This window comes from Clostridium sp. DMHC 10 (genome assembly GCF_001270375.1).
Classification (GTDB): Bacteria; Bacillota; Clostridia; order Clostridiales; family Clostridiaceae; genus Clostridium_S; species Clostridium_S guangxiense.
On record NZ_LGVB01000015.1, the window covers coordinates 1,935,205 to 1,956,220 of the forward strand.

The 21,016-nt window shown below is 32.1% G+C and carries 16 protein-coding genes, 3 pseudogenes and 1 riboswitch; of the genes and pseudogenes, 18 read left to right on the forward strand and 1 reads right to left on the reverse strand.

The window, feature by feature from the left end:
* The first annotated feature begins 442 nt into the window (after window positions 1–442).
* The 3 genes from AGR56_RS11420 to AGR56_RS11430 are packed head-to-tail and all read left to right on the forward strand — an operon-like array spanning window position 443 to window position 2,315.
* Entirely contained in the window at window positions 443–766 is a 324-nt protein-coding gene (locus tag AGR56_RS11420) for a PadR family transcriptional regulator (RefSeq protein WP_053242348.1), read from the forward strand.
* The gene (locus AGR56_RS11425; protein ID WP_053242349.1) at window positions 759–1,331 is read left to right on the forward strand and encodes a DUF1700 domain-containing protein; all 573 of its coding nucleotides are present in this window, start codon (window positions 759–761) and stop codon (window positions 1,329–1,331) included. The genes AGR56_RS11420 and AGR56_RS11425 overlap by 8 nt, the downstream gene beginning before the upstream one ends.
* Before the next feature lie 6 nt (window positions 1,332–1,337).
* Window positions 1,338–2,315 carry a DUF4097 family beta strand repeat-containing protein gene (locus AGR56_RS11430; protein ID WP_053242350.1) on the forward strand — a complete coding sequence of 326 codons (978 nt, stop codon included), beginning with the start codon at window positions 1,338–1,340 and terminating at the stop codon, window positions 2,313–2,315.
* A gap of 28 nt (window positions 2,316–2,343) precedes the next feature.
* Here the strand turns inward: AGR56_RS11430 and metH are convergent.
* Window positions 2,344–5,971 (reverse strand): annotated as a pseudogene (gene metH / locus AGR56_RS11435) (methionine synthase).
* Window positions 5,972–6,112: 141 nt separating this feature from the next.
* Window positions 6,113–6,237, reverse strand: a riboswitch (SAM riboswitch).
* Window positions 6,238–6,401: 164 nt separating this feature from the next.
* Here metH and AGR56_RS11440 point away from each other — a divergent pair.
* From AGR56_RS11440 to AGR56_RS11515, 15 genes and pseudogenes are all read left to right on the forward strand, one after another.
* A pseudogene (locus AGR56_RS11440) lies at window positions 6,402–8,326 on the forward strand (PrkA family serine protein kinase).
* Window positions 8,327–8,330: 4 nt separating this feature from the next.
* Window positions 8,331–9,513, forward strand: a pseudogene (yhbH, locus tag AGR56_RS11445) (sporulation protein YhbH).
* Complete coding sequence (locus AGR56_RS11450; protein ID WP_053242351.1) at window positions 9,459–10,880, forward strand: SpoVR family protein; 1,422 nt, start codon at window positions 9,459–9,461, stop codon at window positions 10,878–10,880. The pseudogene yhbH and the gene AGR56_RS11450 overlap by 55 nt, the downstream one beginning before the upstream one ends.
* 239 nt (window positions 10,881–11,119) lie before the next feature.
* Complete coding sequence (gene dhaM / locus AGR56_RS11455) at window positions 11,120–11,509, forward strand: dihydroxyacetone kinase phosphoryl donor subunit DhaM (protein WP_053242352.1); 390 nt, start codon at window positions 11,120–11,122, stop codon at window positions 11,507–11,509.
* A gap of 310 nt (window positions 11,510–11,819) precedes the next feature.
* The gene (locus AGR56_RS11465) at window positions 11,820–12,188 is read left to right on the forward strand and encodes a DUF2089 domain-containing protein (protein ID WP_053242354.1); all 369 of its coding nucleotides are present in this window, start codon (window positions 11,820–11,822) and stop codon (window positions 12,186–12,188) included.
* Window positions 12,189–12,204: 16 nt separating this feature from the next.
* Window positions 12,205–12,588, forward strand: a complete 384-nt coding sequence (locus AGR56_RS11470) for a hypothetical protein (protein WP_053243322.1) — start codon at window positions 12,205–12,207, stop codon at window positions 12,586–12,588.
* Between the two features lie 11 nt (window positions 12,589–12,599).
* Entirely contained in the window at window positions 12,600–12,851 is a 252-nt protein-coding gene (locus AGR56_RS11475; RefSeq protein WP_053242355.1) for a hypothetical protein, read from the forward strand.
* Window positions 12,852–12,862: 11 nt separating this feature from the next.
* The gene (locus AGR56_RS11480; RefSeq protein WP_053242356.1) at window positions 12,863–14,149 is read left to right on the forward strand and encodes an MFS transporter; all 1,287 of its coding nucleotides are present in this window, start codon (window positions 12,863–12,865) and stop codon (window positions 14,147–14,149) included.
* A 344-nt stretch (window positions 14,150–14,493) separates the two neighbouring features.
* On the forward strand, window positions 14,494–15,249 hold the full coding sequence (locus AGR56_RS11485) for a 5-oxoprolinase subunit PxpA (protein ID WP_053242357.1): 756 nt from the start codon (window positions 14,494–14,496) through the stop codon (window positions 15,247–15,249).
* A gap of 132 nt (window positions 15,250–15,381) precedes the next feature.
* Window positions 15,382–16,617 carry an NRAMP family divalent metal transporter gene (locus AGR56_RS11490; RefSeq protein ID WP_053242358.1) on the forward strand — a complete coding sequence of 412 codons (1,236 nt, stop codon included), beginning with the start codon at window positions 15,382–15,384 and terminating at the stop codon, window positions 16,615–16,617.
* 17 nt (window positions 16,618–16,634) lie between these two features.
* The gene (pxpB, locus tag AGR56_RS11495; RefSeq protein ID WP_053242359.1) at window positions 16,635–17,366 is read left to right on the forward strand and encodes a 5-oxoprolinase subunit PxpB; all 732 of its coding nucleotides are present in this window, start codon (window positions 16,635–16,637) and stop codon (window positions 17,364–17,366) included.
* Window positions 17,363–18,355: a biotin-dependent carboxyltransferase family protein gene (locus tag AGR56_RS11500; RefSeq protein ID WP_053242360.1), complete on the forward strand. Its 993-nt coding sequence runs from the start codon at window positions 17,363–17,365 to the stop codon at window positions 18,353–18,355. The genes pxpB and AGR56_RS11500 overlap by 4 nt, the downstream gene beginning before the upstream one ends.
* Window positions 18,356–18,380: 25 nt before the next feature.
* Entirely contained in the window at window positions 18,381–18,824 is a 444-nt protein-coding gene (gene accB, locus AGR56_RS11505; protein WP_053242361.1) for an acetyl-CoA carboxylase biotin carboxyl carrier protein, read from the forward strand.
* A 17-nt stretch (window positions 18,825–18,841) separates the two neighbouring features.
* Window positions 18,842–20,185, forward strand: a complete 1,344-nt coding sequence (gene accC, locus AGR56_RS11510) for an acetyl-CoA carboxylase biotin carboxylase subunit (protein WP_053242362.1) — start codon at window positions 18,842–18,844, stop codon at window positions 20,183–20,185.
* A 76-nt stretch (window positions 20,186–20,261) separates the two neighbouring features.
* Window positions 20,262–21,014 carry an IclR family transcriptional regulator gene (locus AGR56_RS11515; protein ID WP_053242363.1) on the forward strand — a complete coding sequence of 251 codons (753 nt, stop codon included), beginning with the start codon at window positions 20,262–20,264 and terminating at the stop codon, window positions 21,012–21,014.
* Window positions 21,015–21,016 lie beyond the last annotated feature (2 nt).

Here is a 21,016-nt window from a genome sequence, read left to right on the forward strand (position 1 = left end):
GTAAATATTTTCATAGAAATGTATTAATTAATTATGATTGAAAAGTGATAATGTCTTAGTGTACCACATTTGATTATGTCCTCAAAAACAAAATTTATAGTATAATAAACCTCATTGCTAGAAATGAGGTGTTGGGATGGTTTAAATAAAGCTTTATAAATCTTAGATGATAAATCGTAAAAGTCTTAGAGAATTTAATCTGTTTGAGCGTATGCGAGTTATTAAATTCTCTTAGATTTTTAGGATTTATCGTCTTAGATTTATTAGCTTTATTTAATATCCCAAATCAATATCACCTCGCTAAATTCCAGTTTGTAAGGATAACCTGGATATTTATAATCTTTAAGTCGTCTGTAGTAAAAAGTATCACTTGGTATCTTGCATTATACACTACTAAGTGATATATTATAGTTGTACAAAATAAACAAGGAGAGTAATGATTATGAATACGCAGTTAAAAAAGGGAATCCTGGAACTTTGTGTACTCGCGGTATTGGATAAGAAAGATTGTTATGGATATGAGTTAGTAAATGAAATATCCAAGGACATAGAGATTTCAGATGGAACTATTTATCCTATTTTAAGAAGATTAAGCAAAGAAGGCTATTTTACAACATATTTGCAGGAGTCTACAGAAGGACCTCCTAGAAAGTATTATAGATTAACTGAACTTGGGAAGGAAACGAGAAAAAAGCTTACAGATGAATGGGAAAACTTTGTTGAGAAGGTTAATAATATTTTAAAGGAGGCTGATATTGATGAGTAAAAGGGAAGAATTTATGGATGCCTTGAGACATTATTTAAGCGATTTTGGTAATGATGAAAGGGAAGAAATTCTTTACGATTATGAAGAACATTTTAGAATTGGGATGGAAAGCGGTAAAACTGAAGATGAGCTTATAAAGGAACTTGGAAGTCCAAGGGACATAGCTGCTCAATATAGAAATACAGATGATAATAGTAAAGTTAATTCAAATCAGTCAGTTGGAGGATCTATAGGAATTTTTATTGCATTAGTATTTTTTAACCTTGTATTCATTTTAGGACCGTATCTTGGAATATTAGGGGCACTTATCGGAATGTGTTGTGGAGCCATTGGTGTTTTAGTAGCTGGAGTTGTTACAACTATTTGTACTATATTAAGACCAATATTTCCTGGACTTGTTAGTACGCCTAATGGTATCCCTGACATATCAATATTTTTTGTGGGTATAGGAACAACTGCGTTAGGAATTTTGTTTTGTATAGGAATGTTTTATCTTGTGAAGTTTTTTATGGGAATTACAGTTAAGTACGTTAAGTGGAATATAAAAACAATAAAGGGGGAGTAGGAGGTTATGGATTTTAAGAATAATTTTAATGTAAAAAAAGTTGTTTTGTGCTTGCTTGGAGTAATGTTAGTATCATATGGTATAGCAGCTTTAACATTTTTTTCTTTTGGGAATTTTTCATTTACTACTAATGATAAGCTTGGAGGGCATGGTCTTTTTCAGCTAGCTGGTAACAGTTATAATTATCACGCTAGTAAAAGTATGGATCTTGATGGAATAGATGAAATATCAATTGATTTTTATTCTGGCGATATAAAATTTAATAATGAAGGTACAAATAGTATTAAGGTAAAAGTAGATGGAGAAATAACTGCAAGTAATGCTTATACAGAACCAGAACTTAAATGCTATAAGGAAGGTAAAACTTTATATGTGGAATTAACTAAAAAACATATGGGTTTTTTCTTAAACTATAGCTCGGATATAGTTGCAAATATAAGTTTACCGACTTCATATAAAAATAGTCTAAAGGTAGTATCTTCAGCAGGAGATGTGAATATAAACGGATATGAGCTTAAAAACTTGGATTGTAAACTTAGTGCAGGTAAATTACAAATGAAAAATGTGTCAGCAACTACCTTCACATATAAGAATTCGGCTGGAAATTTAAATGCAGACAATTTAAAAACTAGGAGTTCAAATTTAAGGGCATCAGCAGGAAAAATTCAAATTACAAAGTTTACTGGTGATATAGAGGGATCAAACTCTGCAGGTAATACAGAGATTCAATACGATAAATTTAATAATAATGTTGATTTTTCAGCCTCTGCTGGACGAATAAAACTGACACTTCCTAAAGCTTCAGCATTCAAGTTAGATGCAGAAGCAAGTGCTGGAAGTATAAAAAGCGATTTTTCTAGTATAAATATAAATGGTGAATTCGGTGAAAAAACGGCAAAGGGAGAGGTAGGAAAAAGTAATAATATGATTCAATTAAAGGATAGTGCCGGTAGTATAGAAATAAACAATATTAAAAGCAATTAAGGAAAGCTAAAAATAGCTTTCCTTGATTTTATATTAAAGTATTAAATAGTTTTTCTAATTCTTTAATATCTTTTTGGCTTCTATCGGCATAATCTTCTAATTGGTCTCTTCCAATTTTATTTATTGTAAAGTATTTAGCTTCTTTATTTGCAAAGTACAGTCCGCAAGTACTTGAAACTGGATCCATCATGTAATTTTCAGTTAAGTTAACTCCAATATCTCCTTCTTCGTAAAGCAGCTGAAATAATTTTGCTTTTTCAGCATGATTATTGAGACAAGGATATCCAAAAGCAGGACGAATTCCTCTGTAAGCTCCTTTAAGCAAATCTGGAAGAGATAAGTTTTCTTCTGGTGCGTATCCAAAGTAAGACTTTCTAACTTCAAGGTGAAGTATCTCAGAAAAAGCTTCTGCAAGCCTATCGCATAATATTTTTACCATGGCAGCGCCGTATTCATCACCATTATTCTTTAATTGTTCAGAGTATTCCTTTGCACCAATACCAGTAGTTACAATAAATCCACCGATATAATCCTTTATTCCACTTTCTTTTGGAGCGATGTAATCTGAAAGTGATTTGAAATAATTGTCTTTCAATATTTGCTGCTGGCGAAGCATATTAAAGATTACAGTTTTTTGGTTATGATATACTTCAATGTCGTCACCAATTGAATTTGCAGGAAAGATTCCAAGGACACCATTTGCACTTATTATATTTTCATTTTCAAACAAATCTAACATTTTATTAGCATCATATAGAAGTTTTTTTGCTTCAGCTCCGTATTTTGGATCCTCTAATATTTTAGGATAAACCATTTTCATATCCCAAGCTGTAAAGAAAAAAGTCCAATCTATATATTTTCTAAGTTCCTTTAAAGGAAAATTTATAATCTTTTTTATACCAATGAAGTTTGGAGTTTTAATTTCAGTTTTTTTCCAATCAATATTAAATTTATTTTTTCTTGCCTTTTCTAAAGTTATAAGGTTTGCTTTGTGCTCAGAAAATGTTTTGCGTATATCATCATATTCTTTGTGAATTTTAGTTATATAGTTTTCACTTTTAGAACTCATAAGGTTTTTAGTAACCTCTACTGCATTGGAAGCATCTGTACTATAAATTACTTTTTCATATTTAGTTGCGATTTTTAAAGCTGTATGAGTTTTTGAAGTTGCTGCGCCGCCAACTATAAGAGGAATATTTAAGCCTTGACGTTTCATTTCTTCTGCAACATGACTCATTTCATTTAGGGACGGTGTTATTAAACCACTCAAGGCTATTATATCTGCTTTTTCCTTTATGGCAGTTTCAAGTATAGTTTCGCATGGTACCATGACACCAAGGTCTATAACCTCAAAATTGTTGCAGGAAAGCACTACAGAAACTATATTTTTTCCTATGTCATGGACATCACCTTTTACAGTTGCAAATACAATTTTTCCCGCACTGGTGCTGCTGCCTTTTTCAGCGTTTATATATGGAAGTAAGCATTCAACTGCTTTTTTCATAACTCTAGCGCTTTTAACAACCTGAGGTAAAAACATTTTTCCTTCACCAAATAGCGCTCCAACCTTTTTCATTCCATCCATTAGAGGGCCTTCTATAATCTCTAAAGCACTTTTGTATTCTTTTCTTGCATCTTCTATATCTTCAGCTATAAATTCTACATTTCCTTTAACTAAAGCATGGCTTAGTCTTTCACTGGAATTTTTAGATCTCCATACATCTTCAGTTTTATTTTTAGTTTTTTCCGAACTTTTGTAATCTTGGGCAAATTCGAGGAGTTCTTCAGAGGCATTATGTTTTTTATTTAGTATTACAGCTTCAACTTTAGATAAAAGCTCTTTGTCTATATCATCATAAAGATCAATCATTCCAGGGTTTACTATTCCCATGTCCATTCCTGCATTTATCGCGTGATATAGGAAAACTGAGTGCATAGCTTTTCTTATTACATTATTTCCTCTAAAAGAAAAGGAAAGATTGCTTACGCCTCCGCTTACTTTTGCATAAGGTAAATTTTCTTTTATCCATTTTACAGCTTTTATATAATTTACAGCGTAGTTATCATGGTCTTCTATTCCTGTTGCAATAGCTAAGATATTAGGATCAAAAATAATATTTTTCTGATGGAAAGTTTATTTTTTTAGTTAGGAGTTCATAAGCTCTTTTGCAAATTTCTATTTTTCTTTCAAAGGTCTCGGCTTGACCATTTTCGTCAAACGCCATAACTACAACACCAGCGCCAAAGTTTTTAATTATTTTTGCTTCCTCTAAAAATCTTTTTTCTCCAACCTTAAGACTTATAGAGTTTACAATTGCTTTACCTTGAATTGATTTAAGACCAGTTTCCAAAACCTCAAAATTGGAGGAATCTATCATTACTGGAACCTTTGAAATTTCAGGGTCACTTGCAATGAGACGTAAAAATGTTTCCATCTCAACCGTAGCATCTAAAAGAGCATCATCAAAATTTACATCTATTATCTGAGCCCCATTTTCAACTTGATGTTTTGCTACAGATAAGGCTTCCTCATAATTCTTCTCCCTTATAAGCCTTGCAAATTTTGCTGAACCTGCTACATTTGTTCTTTCACCTACATTTACAAAGTTACTTTCCTTGTTTATTCTTACAGCTTCAAGACCGCAGTAAATTGTTTCTGGTTCTAATTTAGGAATTTTTCTTGGTTTTATGCCATCAACAGCATTACTTATGGCTTTAATGTGATTAGGGGTGGTACCACAGCAGCCTCCAACAATATTGATGTTTCCGTCTAGTGCAAGCCTTTTAACAAGAGAAGCTGTTTGTTCTGGAAGTTCTTCATATTCTCCAAGTGAATTTGGAAGCCCAGCATTTGGATAAAAAGATATATATTTATCTTGAGTATCAGAAAGTTGCTTTATAAAAGGTACGAGTTCTTTTGCACCAAAGGAACAGTTAAGGCCTATGGCAATCACATGCTCATTTTTCATGCTTTCTGCAAAAGCTTCAAGTGTTTGACCAGAAAGAATTCTTCCACTTTTATCCGCTACAGTTCCAGATATTATAATAGGAAGGACACGAGATTTTTTTTCAAATACGCTTTCGGCAGCCAATATAGCGGCTCTTGCATTTAAAGCATCGAATATAGTTTCTATAAGAAGTAAATCTACACCACCGTCTATAAGACCTTCAATTTGTTCGCTGTATGCTAAAACAAGATCATCAAAATTTACATTTCTAAAACCGGGATTTTCAACGTCTGGTGACATGGATAAGGTTCTGTTTGTAGGACCAATAGAACCAGCTGCAAAACGAGGTTTTCCTGGAGTTTTTTTAGTGAAGGCATCAACAGCTTCCTTTGCAAGTTTAGCTCCAGTAAAATTGATTTCGTATATTTTACCTTCCATGTTGTAATCACTTTGAGATATTCTGTTTCCATTGAAAGTATTGGTTTCAATGATGTCAGCCCCAGCTTCAAGGTATTTATTGTGAATAGCTTTTATTACCTCTGGATTTGTAAGATTTAAAATGTCGTTGTTGCCCTTTTGATTTATATGGCAGTGAAGAGATCCGCAAAAGTCATGTTCATTAAGGTTAAAGCCTTGAATACACGTTCCCATAGCACCATCAAGCACAAGAATTTTCTTGTTTAGTAAGTCTACTATATTTGAATTCATTTATTAGCCCCCTTTATATCAGTTCACAATACACAATTCACAGTGCGCGGTTTTGAATAATTTTTTTGTTTTGACAGAAAATCTTAAATCCTCACATAACAAAAACCCGAGAAAAATCTCGAGTAATTACTCTAAGGATTATTCTCATCTATCAGCCTATAAGTATAAAACTTACCTAGCTGCTGGAATTAGCACCATATACTACATGTATAAGTACTGGTTGCCGGGCTTCGAAGGGCCAGTCCCTCAGCCTCTCTTGATAAGATTGTAATTAAAATTTTACTTTATTATATTAGTTAAGATTGTAAATGTCAATAAAATTTTATTTTGTAAAGTTTATGAATATAAATATGAAAAAAAAAATATATATTTTGTATGAAGATTATATTTTATGGCTTGTAATTTTAAATTGCCATTAGGAGGTGCGTTTATGGATTTTAAAGAGATAATAAAGAATGATAGGGAAAACTCAAATAAGATTAAATTTGAAGGTACATTTCTTGAATATCTTGATATAGTTAAAAAAAAATCCCGATGTTTGTAAGCTTGCACATAAAAGGATATATGACATTATAAAGGAAAAAGGATTTGAAGTATTAAAACCAGAAGAAAATCCAAGGACAAGAAAAATATATGGGAACGAACCTATAAAGAAATACAACTTTTTTTAAAGATGACTTTTTTGGAATAGATAAAGTTATAATGAAACTTGTAAATTATTTCAATGCTTCCTCAATGAAAGGGGAAGAGGCAAGGCAGGTACTTTATCTTGTTGGACCTGTTGGAGCAGGAAAATCATCATTAGTTGAAGCTATAAAAAAAGCACTTGAAGCTTCGCAGCCTGTTTACAGTCTTAAAGGATGTCCTATGAGAGAAGAACCGCTGCATCTTATACCTAAGCATTTAAGGGGAGAATTTGAAAAAGAACTTGGTATAGAAATAGAAGGAGATTTGTGTCCTGTTTGTAAGTATAGACTTACACATGACTATAAGGGTGAATACGAAAAATTTCCAATTACAACCAGTGGCTTTTCAATAAGATCAAGAAAAGGTATTGGTGTAGTTCCACCAGTAGATCCTAACAATCAGGATACTTCAATTTTAACTGGTTCCATAGATATATCAAAAATGGATTTATATTCAGAGGACGATCCAAGGATATTCTCCTTAAATGGAGCTTTCAACGTTGGAAATAGGGGTATGGTAGAGTTTATAGAAGTATTTAAGAATGATGTTGAATATCTTCACACAATAATAACTGCTACTCAGGAAAAATCTATACCATCGCCAGGAAAAGGTGCAATGATATATTTTGATGGGCTTATTATAGCTCACTCAAATGAGGCAGAATGGAATAAGTTTAAATCTGATCATACAAATGAAGCTATACTTGATAGAATAGTAAAAATTGAAGTTCCGTATTGTCTTGAACTTAATGAAGAAATAAAAATTTATGAAAAGATACTTAAAAAGAGTAATTTTACAGCGCATATAGCTCCTCATACTTTGAGCACAGCAGCTATGTTTGCAATACTTTCAAGACTTAAGCCTTCCTCTAAAGTTGATATTATAACAAAGCTTAAAATATATAATGGTGAAGACATAGTAGAAAATGGAACAACTAAGAAGGTTGATATAAATGAACTTAGAGAAGAAGCTGGAATAATGGAAGGAATGAATGGAATATCTACAAGATTTATAGTAAAAGCAATAGATAATGCACTTTCTAGTTCTGAATATGACTGCATAAATCCTTTAAGCATAATGGAGAGTATTATAAAATCTGTAAAGGAACTTGATATATCCGAAGATGAAAGAAAGAAATATCTTGGATTTGTTCAAAATGTAATAAGAAAAGAATATAATAAGGTACTTGAAAAAGAAATAACAAAAGCATTTATACAAAGTTACAGAGAGCAGGCAGAAACTTTGTTTAATAATTATCTTGATAATGCAGAAGCATTCGTAAATAAGAATAAAATAAAGGATAAGTCCACAGGTGAAGAACTTAATCCAGATGAAAAGTTCATGCGTTCTATAGAAGAGCAAATTGGAATTTCAGAAAGTTCTGCAAAAGGATTTAGAATGGATGTAACTTCCTATATGTTTTATGTTGTAAGAAATGGTGGAAATATAGCATATGATGCATATGAACCTCTTAAAGAAGCCATAGAAAAGAAGCTCACGGCATCTGTAAAAGACCTTTCAAGGATTATAACTAAATCTAGAGTTAGAGATAAAGAACAAAATGAAAAATACGATTCAATGGTTGAAGAAATGAAAAGAAATGGATATTGTGATTCCTGCTGTGATGTAATTTTAAAGTATGCAGCCAATAATTTGTGGAAGGATTGATGGTATGGCAATATTTAGAGATTACAATATCAATCCAACGGATCATGATAGAACCATAGGAGATAGAAGAAGGCATAGAGAGCTTGTTGAGAAAGCTATTAAGGAAAACTTGGCTGATATTTTATCAGAAGAAGTATCATAGGCGAAGGTGCAAACAAAAAAATTAAGATACCAATAAGAGGACTTAAAGAATATGAATTTATATATGGAAAAAATTCTCCAGCGGTAGGCAGTGGAGATGGAAGTGAAAAAAAGGAGACAGTCTTGGAAAAGAAAGAGTAAAAGCTGGTAAGGGAAAAGGTGGAGCAGGTAACGAAGAAGGAGAAGACATATATGAAACGGAAGTTACCATAGAAGATGTAATAAACTACTTAATTGAAGATATTAATTTGCCTAATCTTGATAAGAAAAAGTATTCCGAAATAGTTACAGAAAGCTCGAAGAAAATGGCAGGTTATCAAAAGTATGGCATAAGGCCAAGACTTGCAAAAAAGAAAACTGTAGTTGAAAAATTAAAGAGAGAGCAGGGGAGGAAAAGAGCCATACGTGAGGCGGAATTAGATGAGAGCAAGGAGAAGGATAGATTTCCATTTAGAGAAGAGGATTTAAGGTATCACAGAATAAAAGAAAAACCTAAAAAGGAATGTAATGCGGCTATAATGTGTATTATGGATTGTTCTGGTTCAATGGATACAACAAAAAAATATCTTGCCCGTTCCTTCTTTTTTATATTGTCAAGATTTATAAGACTTAAATATGTAAGTGTTGAAATAACTTTTATATCTCATTCTACAGTTGGGCATGAAGTAAATGAAAATGATTTTTTTCATAAGGTAGAGTCTGGAGGAACGTATATATCAAGCGGGATAAATAAGGCACTTCAAATAATAGAAGAAAGATATAATACAGAGCTTTGGAATATATATGGTTTTTATGTAAGCGATGGTGACAATTTTACAGAGGATGATGAAAGGGCTTTAAAAGCTTTTAATGATCTTTGTAATGTATGTAACATGGTAGGTTATGCTGAAATTTTACCATATACCTATTCTGGAACTATGAAATATAAACTTGATTCAAATATGAATAAAAATAATTTTATATCTTCAACAATAAAAAATAAAGAAGATTTATGGCCAGTATTAAAAGCAATGCTTATAAAGGATTTGAAGGAGGGAGAGTCATAGAAAATTATACTTTGAAGGATTTAGAACAGTGGAATGAAAAGATTGAGAAAAAAGTACAAGAGGAAGGGCTTGATTATTATGAACAAGAATTTGAAATTGTAAGTTATAATGATATGCTTTCTTATGAAACTTATACTGGAATGCCGTCAAGGTATCCACATTGGAGCTTTGGAAAAGCATATGAAAAACAAAAGACACTGTATAATTATGACCTTGTTGGACTTCCTTACGAAATGGTAATAAACTCAGATCCGTGCCTTGCATATTTAATGAAGGAAAACACACTTTTACTTCAAATATTAACGATGGCACATGTTTATGGTCATAATGATTTTTTTAAAAACAATAGGCTTTTTGCTATGGGGACTGATGCTAGTTATACCATACAAATGTTTAAAAATGATGCTGATATAATAAGGGGATATATAAATGATCCATCTATAGGAAATGCTAGAGTAGAACATATTTTAGATGCAGCTCATGCGATAAGATATCAAACCTCAAGGGTAGTAGGAGTTAAAAGGTTATCTGATAGCCAAATTAAAAGGAATATTATAAATGATTTTAATAAAAAAATTGAAAATAGAAACCAATATGAACCTATAAGAGAAGCTAAAGAACCTGATCTAAATAAAATTCCTATTGAACCAGAAGATGATGTTGTTTATTTTATTCAAAATCATGCTCATCTTGAAGAGTGGGAAAGAAATATAATAGAAATTGTGAGGAAAGAAACTTTTTATTTTATACCGCAAATTGAAACTAAAATAATGAACGAAGGATGGGCAAGTTTTTGGCATTATACCATATTAAATGAACTTGATCTTCCGACAGGGCTTCATCTTGAATTTATAAAGAGGCATAATGATGTAATTGCTCCACTTTTTGGTTCGTTAAATCCATACTATCTTGGATTTATGCTTTTGAAGGATATTGAAAGGAGATATGGAAGAGATAAAATTTTTGAAGTAAGAAAAATTGAAAGAGATGAATCATTTATAAGAAGATATCTTACAAGAGAAATATGTGAAGAACTAAATTTGTTTCAATATTCAAATAAAAATGGTGAATATACTATCGATGATGTAGCTGACGAAGATGGGTGGATGAACATAAGAAATTCAATTTGCAATTCCTGCGGCATGAATAATATACCACTTATACGTGTGATAGATATGTCACTTAAAGACAATACTCTTACCTTGCAACATGTTTATGATGGAAGAGAACTGAATTTAAATTATGCCGAATCTACACTTAAATATATGGTTGATTTATGGAAAGGTAAAGTAATACTTTTAACAAAAGTTAATGGAAAAGAATATAGAATAACTTGTGATGAGACTAAAAGAATTTTTGAAGTATAATTCTTATGCGAGAAAAATTTCAAATCAATAAGTTTATGGATGCCAGGAAATCATTTTTAAAATTGTTTTCTGGCATTTTCTATAATTGTATAATAGTTGAAAACGTAGATGAATTTTATTACACATAATGATATAATTGACATGTGCATAATTGTAAAACAATTATTGAAGGTTTATAAGGGGTTGAAAATTTATATAGAAGGTGACTGGTTAGAAAAAAGTTGGGAGTGTGGTTTATTGTGGTAGGAATAGTAGTAGTTTCGCACAGTTTTGATCTTGCTAAGGACATAAAAAAGCTATGTAAGGAGATAGCCTCTAATGCACATATAGCAGCAGCGGGTGGTACAGAGGACGGTAGGTTTGGAACAGATGTAAAGAGAATTATTGACGCTATAAATGAAGTATATTCTGAAGACGGAGTAATAATAATTTTTGACATGGGAAGTGCATATAATAGCGCAGAAATGGCAGTTGATTGTATTGATGAATGTAAAAAGGATAAGATTGAAATTATTGACACGGCATTTGTTGAAGGATCGCTTACAGCAGCGGTGGAAGCTGGAATAGGAAAAAATATAGACGAGATTAAGAGAATCTTAAATACTATGTGCTTAAATAAGATGCCGTGAATAAAATTAAAATTACAGCTCCACACTGTGTACACAATTATAATGTGTCTGGATTTAGTTTAACTAATACTGAACTATATAATTTGATTTATTTTAATTATATAGTTCAGTATTTTTATAAGCTTTTGCTTTATAACACAGCTTTTTATAAATATTATTTTATTGATAAAGTTAATACTTATGTTAAAAATGTTAATATTGACATTAATTTTATCAATATAAATATAAATATTGATAAATAATTTTAATATAATACTTGAAAATGTTTAATGGCAGTGTTATATTATATTCATAGGAAGGAAGTGATAACTTGGCCTACAAAATTTTAAATAAATGCCCAGTTTGTGGAGGAAAACTTAATATAACAAAACTTGAATGCAGTAAATGCAAAACTGTAATTGAAAATAAATTTGAATTATCAACTAGATTTGAATATCTTACAAGTGACCAGCTAAATTTCGTTGGTGCGTTCCTTAAAAATAGAGGGAATATAAAAGATGTTGAAAAAGAACTTGGAATATCGTATCCAACGGTTAGGGCAAAATTGGATGAGGTTTTAACTGCTCTTGGGTATAATGTTGCTCCTTCCACTTCAAATGTGGATAAAAAGAAAGTTATTGATATGCTTGATAAAGGAGAGATAACTCCTGACGAAGCAATTAAAATGTTAAATGAATAAAATGGAGGAGTTTATTATGAATGAAGAAATATCAAAAATTTTAAAAATGGTTGAAGAAGGAAAAATAACTGCGGATAAAGCACAGGAGCTTATAGAAGCTATAGGTGATAAAAAAACAAGTACCAGCGTTCAGTTAGCTCAAGATGATGACATTATAAATAAAACACTTAAAATAAGAGTTAATTCGCATGAAGGTGATGTAGTAAATGTAAATTTACCAATTAAGTTTATAAAAACTGTGCTAAAAACCTTCGGGAAAATTCCTATAAATACTGATGTTAAGGGGATGGAAAATATTGATTTAAACCTTATAGCAGAAGCGATTGACAATGGGATTTCTGGAAAAATAGTAGATGTAAATAGTGCTGATGGAGATATTGTGGAAGTAACTATTGAATAGGAGTGAGGCATATGCGTGTATATGTTAAAACAAATGGAAGAAGATTTTTTGTGCCAGTTCCATTATGTCTTGCAAATTTAGGTATATCATTGATACAGGCTCCATTTATACAGAAATATATACCTGAAAAGGATAGAAAGTATATGGATATGATTGATTATAGAGCATTAAGAAAATCTATTAATATTTTAAGACATTACAGAGGCTTAAGACTTGTGGAAGTGAAAGCTAAGGACGGAACAGAGGTTACAATAACAATCTAAGGAGATATGGTATGAAGAATAAAAGAAATTTTATATTATATTTGGCGGGAAGATTTATATCGTATATAGGTACAGGCGTGCAGCAAATAGCACTTCCGCTTTTTATACTTGATTTGACGCATTCAGGAGCACTCATGGGAGTGTTTTCTGCACTTAATCTACTGCCAAATCTTATAACATCACCTTTTGCAGGTATATTAGGAGATAGAAAAGATAGAAGAAAGATAATGATTGCATCTGACTTTGGAAGAGGAATTTTAATATGCGTACTTGGATTTTTAGCTTTTGGTGGAAAGATTAATATATATATTCTGTTTGGATGTCAAATTTTTATATCGATTATGGATAGTATATTTAATTCAGCTTCAAGTGCAATTATAGGGGAATTGCTTGATGAAAATGAACTTATGAAGGCAATGTCTGCAAGAGGAGGCCTCGATGCATTTTCTATGGTAATAGGGCCTGCACTTGGTGGTATTATTTATGGTTTTTTTGGTATAAAAGTAGTTTTTCTAATAAATGGCTTATCTTTTATAATATCAGGAATAATGTCTGCGCTCATAATATATGTATGTAAAAATCACAAGCAAGAAAAAATGACCATATCATTATTCTTTAATGAAAATGGAGAAGTGCTTACCTTTATAAAAGGAGATAAAGGACTAATGCAGTTATTTATCTTTGCAATGATATCAAATTTACTTGTAGCTCCATTTGTGGATATAATTATGCCATATGTGATTAAAAAAGCTATTGGTTTTACATCACAGCAGTATGGTTATATTATGGCGACATTTACTGTCGGAATGTTAATTGGAAATATAGCATTAGGTATATTTTCTAAAAAATTAAAAACAAAACTTGTCATGAATTTAGGATTGATTGTAGAAGCAGTGATGTTTTTGACTTTAGCCATAGCTGTTTTCCCAAGTGAAGTTAAATTGCTTGGAGGTCATTCTTGGATATTATTTGCCTTTCTTGCTTTCATATGTTTGATAATTGGAATTTTTAATGCTTGTGTCAATACGCCAATAGGAGCAAATCTTCAAAAAATGGTTCCAAATGATATGCGTTCAAGGTTCTTCTCACTTCTAGGAATATTTTCGCAAGGAGCGGTTCCTTTGGGTTCAATGGTATATGGAATTTTGCTTGATAAGTTTCAATATTATTATATTTTAATTGTGGTGGTAATATTAAATGCTGTGGTTACTGGAAGGTTTATTATTAGAGCAGTTGATGAAGTTTATGAACCCAAAGTAGACGAAGGAACAGTATTTCAAGGTATTAAAGAAAATTAATAAATCTAAGAGACAAATTTTTTGATTTCATGTTTGGAAAAATAAGAAAGCTAAAGGTTCGTAGAGGTAACAAGTAAAATTATTAAGGGGTGCTTTATTTATTAGGGCATCCTATTTTTGATAGCTTTTATGTAATTTTATATGGTAAATAAAATATACACAATGATAACTGCATTTATTAATTAATTTATCAAAAAATAACTATTATATTTGATAAATTATTGACATTGCATTTTGCAAAAAGTATAATAACATTATAAATCTATAAAATGGAACTTGAGTTCCGAAAAACGGAATGAACTAACTTGTGCAAAAATGTATGTTATATTTGGGGGGAAAAACAAATGTATAGTATTGATTTAAATAGTGATTTAGGTGAAAGCTTTGGAATATATAAAATTGGACTAGATGAAGAAGTATTGAAGTATGTTACATCTGTTAATATAGCCTGTGGTTTTCATGCGGGAGATCCTTCCGTGATGCATAAAACAGTGGAAATGGCAATTTTGAATAAGGTGGCAATTGGAGCACATCCCGGGCTTCAAGATCTAATTGGTTTTGGAAGACGAAACATTGTAATTTCACCAAAGGAAGCATATGACATAATGGTATATCAAATAGGTGCTTTGTATGGTTTTGTTAAGTCTGAGGGAGGAACAATGCACCATGTAAAACCGCATGGTGCTCTATATAATATGGCTGCAAAAGATAAAGATTTAGCAGAGGCAGTGGCAGAAGCAGTATACAAGGTTGATTCTGAGTTGATTTTGTATGGACTTTCAGGAAGTGAACTAGTAAAGGCTGGAGAAAAGATAGGTATTAAGACTGCAAGTGAAGTATTTGCAGATAGAACTTACCAAATTGATGGAACGCTTACTCCAAGAAAGCAAATTGATGCAATGGTGACAAATAAAGATGAAGCAGTGTTAAGAGTAGAAAAGATGATTAAAAATAAAAAGGTTATGTGTCAGCAAGGCAAAGAAATAGATATAAAAGCGGATACTGTATGTATTCATGGAGATAGTTCAAATGCTCTTGCATTTGCTAGTAAAATAAATGAACATCTTAGGAAATCTGGAATTTTGATTAAAGCGTTTTGAAGCTGCTATCTTCACTGTACTCCCTACTCTCTACTCTGATTTACAAATCAAGTTTGTCAGGATAAACTTGGAGTTTATAATTTTTAAGTTCCAAGTTGTTCATATATATCTATAAATAAGGGGGCTTTTAAATTGGAAGAATTAAAGGATGTAAGAAATAATGAAGATAAGGTGGTAGGCATAAAAAAACCTAATTGGAGTTTGCTTCTAGGAGCGGCATTTTTGATGGCTACTTCTGCAATTGGACCTGGATTTTTAACTCAAACTACGGTATTTACTCAAAGCTTGGGGGCTAGCTTTGGATTTGTAATTTTGATATCAATATTATTGGATATTGGAGCACAGCTTAATGTTTGGAGAATAATATGTGTTTCAGGAAAAAGAGGACAGGAAATTGCTAATATTATTTTGCCTGGACTAGGCTACTTGGTTTCTTTTTTAATAGTATTTGGAGGAATTGCATTTAATATAGGCAATATTGCGGGAGCAGGCCTTGGAATGAATGTACTTTTTGGAATTTCAACAAAAACAGGTGCTGTTATTAGTGCCGTTGTTGCTGTTTCAATATTTTTATATAAAGAAGCTGGAAAAGCTATGGATATGTTTGCAAAGATATTTGGTGGGATAATGGTTCTTTTGACTATCTATGTTGCCTTTTCATCCAACCCACCTGTAGGGCAGGCGGTTGTAAAAACTTTCATTCCTGATAAAATAAACATACTTGCTATAGTTACTTTAGTTGGTGGTTCTGTTGGAGGATATATAACCTTCTCTGGAGGGCATCGACTCGTTGATGCTGGCTTAAAGGGTAAAGGTGCAGTAAAAGAGGCTACTAAAAGTTCAATTTCAGGCATTTTAGTTACATCAATTATGCGTATAGTATTATTTTTAGCTGCATTTGGCATTGTTGCAAAGGGACTTAAATTGGATGCTGCAAATCCAGCTGCATCAGTATTTAAATTGTCAGTTGGAAACATAGGTTATAAAATTTTTGGTATAGTAATGTGGTCGGCAGCAACAACTTCAGTAATTGGAGCTGCGTATACTTCTGTATCCTTTCTTAAATCCTTTAGTACAAAAATAGATAAATATTATAAGTGGATTATAATAGGTTTTATTGTACTTTCAACTATGGTATTTGTATTAGTAGGACAGCCTGTAAAGGTACTTCTTCTTGCAGGGGCCTTAAATGGTCTTATATTGCCAATATCATTGGGGTCTATTCTTATAGGAGCACACAATAAAAAGGTTGTTGGAGAATACAAGCATCCTAAATGGATGACGGCTTTTGGAGGAGTAGTAGTTGTAATCATGGCAGGTTTGGGAATATATACTTTAATAAATCAACTGCCTTCACTATTTAAGTAGCATATAGAGGTGAAGAAATGAATAAAGATGGAATCAATGCGAAAATGTTTGCTATTAGTGAAACTTCCATTCTAGTGGAGTTTGGAAATGAAATAAATAAATATATACAAAGAAAAGTAAAAGCTTTTGCAGATTATCTCGATAAAAATCCAATTAAAGGGATGATTGAGTATATACCTGCCTTTACAAGTGTAACAGTAAATTATGACCCTATGGAAGTTAAAAATTCATATAAAAAACATGATAAGTTTGCTTATAAAATAGTAGAAGATGAAATTAGTGAAATTTTAAATAATATAGTTGTGGTGTCAGATGATAATTGTAGAATTGTGAAGATACCAGTTTGCTATGGAGGAAAACTTGGACCAGATTTAGATTATGTAGCTTCTTACAATAAAATTTCTATAGAAGAGGTAATTAAAATTCATTCAGAAGGTGAGTATTTAGTATATATGATAGGTTTTGCACCTGGTTTTCCATATTTGGGAGGTATGTCAGAAGAAATATCTACGCCAAGAAGAAAATCACCTCGTACCGCAATACCAAAAGGTTCAGTTGGTATTGCGGGTATGCAGACAGGAGTTTATCCAATAAGTACACCTGGAGGATGGCAGCTTATTGGAAGAACCCCTTTGGAACTTTTTAGACCAAAAGATAATCCTCCAAGTCTTCTTAGAGCAGGAGATGTAGTTAAATTTGTGCCAATTTCCTATGAAGAATATAGAGCATATGAGGAGGGAGAAATTTGAGCATTACAGTTTTGAAACCAGGACTACTTACTAACATTCAAGATTTAGGCAGAACAGGTTATCAGAAGCATGGAATTATAGTTAGTGGCGCTATGGATTCATATTCTCTCCGAATTGCTAATATTTTAGTTGGAAATGAAGAAAATGAAGCAGCAATCGAAATTACACTTCTTGGACCTTCTTTAATTATTGAAGAAGGAACTCTTATTTCTATAACTGGTGCAAATCTATCACCTACAATTGATGGTAAGGCAGTTCCTATGTATAGGCCTATCTATCTGCGAAAAAAGAGTATTCTAAAATTTGGACGATGTAAGTCTGGATGCCGTGCATATTTAGCAGTAGCTGGTGGATATAAGATTCCTAAGGTTATGGAGAGCAAAAGTACATATATTCGTGCTGGTATTGGAGGCTTTAAAGGAAGAGCCTTAAAAAAGAATGATGTTATTGAGCTTAATTTACGGAGCGGTTTATCGAAAAAGATTGAAGCTTACTTAAGTTCAAAGAATTTGGGCAGTGCTTTTACTTATCCAAGCTGGTTTTTAGAGAGGAAAAACTGTGATTCTGATGACTTTATACGAGTTATTCATGAAAGACAATTTAATGAATTTACCTGGGAGAGCCAAGAAAACTTTTTTAATAATAAATTTGGCATTAGCACCCAATCAGATAGAATGGGATATAGATTAGGCGGAAATGAATTAAAATTAAAAAGTCAGCTGGAGATGATTTCAGAGCCAGTTTCTTTTGGAACAATCCAAGTGCCACCAGATGGAAATCCAATTATATTACTTGCAGATAGACAAACTACAGGTGGATACCCTAAAATTGCTAAAGTTGCAGATGTGGATATACACAAAGTTGTTCAAAAGAAGCCAGGAGAGTTTTTGAAATTTAAGGAGATTTCTCTGGAAGCTGCAGAAAGGCTTTATATTGAAAGAGAAAGGTATATTAAAAATCTTAAGGTAGCAGTTAGTTTGAAAATATAGAAAGTGTTTTAAGGGAGTGAAATTGTTGCTGAAATTAGAAGATATAAAAGAAATTATTAAAATGGTAGATGAATCTTCACTGGAAAGTTTTAAGCTTGAACAAGATGGCACTAAAATTGTTATTTCGAAGGGGAACGGCAGAGCACAAAAAAGAATACATACTAATTTAAAATTAGAAGATGATGATTTTGTTCAAGATAAAACTGACTTAAAGGAGGAAGAAGACGAAAACTACAGCATAAAATCACCAATGATAGGAAACTTTTATTTAAGTGAGAAGCCTGGAGAGGAGCCGTTTGTTAAGAGTGGTCAAAAAGTAAATCAGGACACAGTAGTCTGCATTATTGAAACTATGAAGATATACAACGAAGTTGAAGCAGGAGTTAATGGTGAGATTATAGAGGTTCTAGTTCAAGATGGTGATTTTGTAGAATACGGACAACCACTATTTAAAGTTAAAAAAGCTTAAAGGAAGGAGGAGTTTTATTGAAAAAAATACTTATTGCTAACAGAGGGGAGATTGCAGTTAGAATCATAAGAGCCTGCAGGGAAATGGGAATTAATACTGTAGCTATTTATTCAAAAGGTGCAGATGAAGAAGCACTGCATGTAAAAATGGCAGATGAGGCTTACTGCATAGGTGCTGCGCCATCAAAGGAAAGTTACTTAAATATTGCTAATATAATAAGTGCAGCAGAGCATGCAAAAGTAGATGCTATACATCCAGGATATGGTTTCCTTTCTGAAAATGCTGATTTTGCTAGAATATGTGAAGAAAGTGGATTCATTTATGTGGGACCAGTTTCTGAGGCTATAAGAAAAATGGGAGATAAGGCTGAGGCTAAAGAAACTATGAAAGATGCTGGAGTTCCTACTGTTCCTGGTACCGATGGAGCTATTAATGACGAAAAGACAGCTGCTGAGGTTGCGAAGAAAATAGGTTATCCAGTTATAGTAAAAGCATCTGCCGGTGGTGGTGGAAAGGGCATGAGAGTTGCAAGAGATGAAGAGGAGTTAAAAAGCTCCATTCGTAAAGCTGAAAAAGAAGCTGAAGTTTCGTTTGGAAATTCTGAAGTATATTTAGAAAAATATCTTGAAAATACTAGACATATTGAAATTCAAATAATGGGAGATAAACATGGAAATGCTGTATATTTAGGAGAGAGAGATTGTTCAATCCAAAGGCGTCATCAGAAGCTTTTAGAAGAGTCACCATCTCCAGCATTAAGTCAGAAGCTGCGTGAGAAAATGGGTAAAGCTGCAGTAGCGGCTGCAAAGGCTGTTAATTACAGCAGTGCTGGAACTATTGAGTTTCTTTTAGATAAATCTGGTGAATTTTATTTTATGGAGATGAATACAAGAATACAGGTTGAACATCCAGTGACAGAATTAGTAACAGGTATTGATCTCATTAAGGAGCAAATTAATGTAGCTTTTGGAAATGAAATTTCTTTTACCCAGGAAGATGTAAAAATAAATGGTTGTGCTGTAGAGTGCCGTATTAATGCTGAAAATGCATTTAAAAACTTTATGCCTTGTCCAGGAAAAATAAAAAAGTATTTTCCACCGGGAGGATTTGGTATAAGAGTAGATAGCGCAGCTTACTCAGGTTATAAAATAACCCCATTTTATGATTCAATGATTGCTAAAGTTATTGCATGGGGAAGGAATAGAGAAGAAGCCATTGAAAGAATGAAAAGAGCTCTTGATGAATTTGAAATAGAAGGTATAGATACAACTATTCCATTTCATAAAAGATTGCTAGAAAATCAGGCATTTATAACTGGAAAATTCAATACTAATTTTCTAGAAAAAAATAAAATTATATGATAAGTTGTTTTTATTGATTTTTATTGTATAAAGATGTAATATTTATAGTAAAAAACAGTTATGAGGGTATTAGTGTATGCAAGATAAGAATAAAACAGTTGTAAAATCAATGGATATTTTGAAGCTTTTTAGAGAAAATCCTAAGCTTAATTTAAATGAAATAGTAGAATTATCTGGAATACCCAAAACTTCTGTTTATCGTATGCTTGGTTCATTAGAGCAAATGGAATTTTTAAAAAAAGATGATTACGGTAAATATGAGCTTGGGCTTATATTTATGGAATTTGGACAGTTAGTAAAGGAAAGAATGGACATAAGAAAAATTGCACTACCTACTATGTATTTTTTAAGGGATGAAGTTAATGAAGCTGTAAATCTTATTATAAAAGAAGGTAATGAGGCAATATACATTGAAAAATTAGATACCCTTCAACCTGTTAGAGTTTACACTAAAATAGGGCGAAGAGCACCACTATATGGAGGAGCATGCCCAAGAATAATTTTAGCATATCTTCCAGAGGTAGAACGTGAAAAATACATTGATGAAGTTGAGTTAGTTGCATTTGGATTTGGTACTATAACAGATAAAAATAATTTGCGTGAAGTATTAAAAAAGGACAGACAAAATGGATATTCTGTAAGTCATTCTGAGCTTCAAGATTATTCCTCTGCTGTTGCTGCTCCAATTTTTGATTCATCAAACAATATTGTGGCAAGTATTAGCCTTGTAGGACCAAGTATGAGATTTCAAGAAGAGCACTTAGCAAAGCTAATAGATGCAGTTAAAATAGGGGCAAAAGAAATATCTTTAAAATTAGGTTGGAGATGATA

Coding starts and splice junctions, on each gene's coding strand:
- AGR56_RS11475 (WP_053242355.1), top strand. CDS start 12,600: ATGCGTGTATATGTTAAAACAAATGGAAGAAGATTTTTTGTGCCAGTT.
- AGR56_RS11450 (WP_053242351.1), top strand. CDS start 9,459: ATGGCCAGTATTAAAAGCAATGCTTATAAAGGATTTGAAGGAGGGAGA.
- AGR56_RS11420 (WP_053242348.1), top strand. CDS start 443: ATGAATACGCAGTTAAAAAAGGGAATCCTGGAACTTTGTGTACTCGCG.
- AGR56_RS11425 (WP_053242349.1), top strand. CDS start 759: ATGAGTAAAAGGGAAGAATTTATGGATGCCTTGAGACATTATTTAAGC.
- AGR56_RS11430 (WP_053242350.1), top strand. CDS start 1,338: ATGGATTTTAAGAATAATTTTAATGTAAAAAAAGTTGTTTTGTGCTTG.
- pxpB (WP_053242359.1), top strand. CDS start 16,635: ATGAATAAAGATGGAATCAATGCGAAAATGTTTGCTATTAGTGAAACT.
- AGR56_RS11485 (WP_053242357.1), top strand. CDS start 14,494: ATGTATAGTATTGATTTAAATAGTGATTTAGGTGAAAGCTTTGGAATA.
- AGR56_RS11515 (WP_053242363.1), top strand. CDS start 20,262: ATGCAAGATAAGAATAAAACAGTTGTAAAATCAATGGATATTTTGAAG.
- AGR56_RS11470 (WP_053243322.1), top strand. CDS start 12,205: ATGAATGAAGAAATATCAAAAATTTTAAAAATGGTTGAAGAAGGAAAA.
- AGR56_RS11480 (WP_053242356.1), top strand. CDS start 12,863: ATGAAGAATAAAAGAAATTTTATATTATATTTGGCGGGAAGATTTATA.